This window comes from Segatella copri, assembly GCF_009494835.1.
GTDB lineage: Bacteria > Bacteroidota > Bacteroidia > Bacteroidales > Bacteroidaceae > Prevotella > Prevotella copri_F.
In genome coordinates, this window is the sequence record NZ_VZBE01000037.1 from 1 (window position 1) to 1,955 (window position 1,955).

Genomic DNA, 1,955 nt, shown 5'->3' on the forward strand with positions numbered 1-1,955 from the left:
TACACCCGGCAACAAGTAGCAGAAATCATCGAATTTCTGGATGAACCATAAAAAATCACCCTGGAAGGGAATGCATACAACACACTATGCATATCCCTTCCAGGGTGAGTTTATTATAGGAAAAAATACCCGTTTTTTAAACGCTTTCGCCCTTAGACTTCCAGTCGTCAATCGTCCCCGTCTTAGACGAGAAATTGCAGCCTATCAGGTAAATCGTTCTGTTGTCTGTAGCATACTCACGGGCATATCCTTTTTCCTCGATTTGTTTCAAGGCTTCAGTCGCTGACCCATCACGCTTAAATTCGAAGATATATACAAACATGGGGGTCTCAATAATGCAATCAACCCGTCCTTCACTTTGCTCCTTTTCTATTAGAACGGTAAAACTGCTTATCATGCGAATCACCAGATAGAAGGTATATTGAAAGTATCGCTCTTTTTCCCGCTCGTCATCTTTACGACGTTGGCTATAGGGTATACTGGCGAAGAAGGAAGTGAGTAATTTCTCCAATTTGTCACAATCTCCCATCTTCATCGTATTAACAACTTCTACGACCCAAGCGTCAGGCGATTCCTTGGGCTTCAGATAGTTGGCAGCCACCATGGTTACGAAACCAGCTTTTACTTCATCGTTTGGAAAATCCAAGAGATAAGAATCGGTATCCATGTTCCAATCCTTAATGGTGAGATAACCACTCTGGTAAATCATTGGCAATGGAGCCTCTGTATCCGCCTTGTAATCTATAAAACTGCTGGTAGGATAAAATTTCCCTGTCAGTTCATTGAGGTTTTCGTCGAAGTGAGCTAATAAGCGGACCAGATAAGTAGGCGAACCTGTACGGAACCAGAAATCACTCAGGATTTTCTTACTCAGTGAGTTCAAGATACTGAAAGGATTGTAGATGTCGAGCATGCTTGGGCTGAAATGGTAACCGTCATATTTGCGCTTGAGCCGATATTTCATCTCATCCTCAGACACTTTATATCTTGCAGCCATTGCCTTGATTTGCTCATCAAAGACAGAATACAGTTCCTCTTCCGTGATGCCGCAAAGAGCCTCGTAGCGGTCGTCCATGCTGATGTCATCTGGTTGGTTGAAACCACTGAATACGCTTACTTGCGAGAACTTGGTAACACCTGTCAACAGCACGAATTTCAAATCTCTGTCAGCAGCCTTGAAGACACTGTAGAAACCTTTCATAATCTCACGATGCCGGTCTTCCAACAAACGTTCGTTGCCTTCAGAATCGAAGGTCTTTAACCCTGAGTCTAAAACATCCAGTAAAGGTTTGTCATATTCATCTATCAGGACAACGGCGCCCAGTCCTGTCTTTTCGTGGGCAGCTTTCAAAACAGCCATAAATCTGTCTCCCAAGGTGTTGGCCAATGGGTTTCTGCCATAATTCAGTTCTTGGGTTTCAACAAAAGTCTGCAAGGTTTTTTCCAATTCGCCAGCCTGAGTAAAATCCTTGCCATTGAAATCTATATGAAAAACCGGATATTGCTTCCATTCTTTTTCTAACTGTTCGATGGCAAGTCCTTTAAACAGTTCTTTCTTTCCTTGGAAGTAGCATTCCAGGGTAGAAATCAACAAAGACTTTCCGAATCGTCTTGGACGACTCAGAAAATATATTTTCCCATTATGCACTAAATCATAGAGGAGCTTGGTCTTGTCGAGATAAACATAACCGCCATCTATAATTTCACTAAAGTTTTGTATACCTATAGGATATTTCATATTGTTGCTTTTTATTGATTTTTTGGCAAAGTTACGAAAAAAGTTGGTATCTGCAAAATAATGCGGAATAAAATGTCTTTATTTTCAGATAAAAGCAATTCTTATGCTATATATCCCTGCGCTCCGCTATACATCGTTGAAAGTTCAGTAACATAAAAAAACACCACTTTTTTCAACCTTTTTTTCCCGAATCCCTGCAAATCGCACAAATCGCATA

Annotated in this window: 1 protein-coding gene; it reads right to left on the reverse strand. The window is 41.1% G+C overall.

Annotation, left to right across the window (positions count from 1 at the left end; translation table 11 throughout):
* Nucleotides 1-136: 136 nt before the first annotated feature.
* The gene (locus F7D47_RS05875; RefSeq protein ID WP_153086070.1) at nt 137-1,738 is read right to left on the reverse strand and encodes an ATP-binding protein; all 1,602 of its coding nucleotides are present in this window, start codon (nt 1,736-1,738) and stop codon (nt 137-139) included.
* Nucleotides 1,739-1,955 lie beyond the last annotated feature (217 nt).

Bases quoted from the DNA above. Each gene is read 5' to 3' on its own strand.
- F7D47_RS05875 (WP_153086070.1), bottom strand. From the start codon at position 1,738: ATGAAATATCCTATAGGTATACAAAACTTTAGTGAAATTATAGATGGC.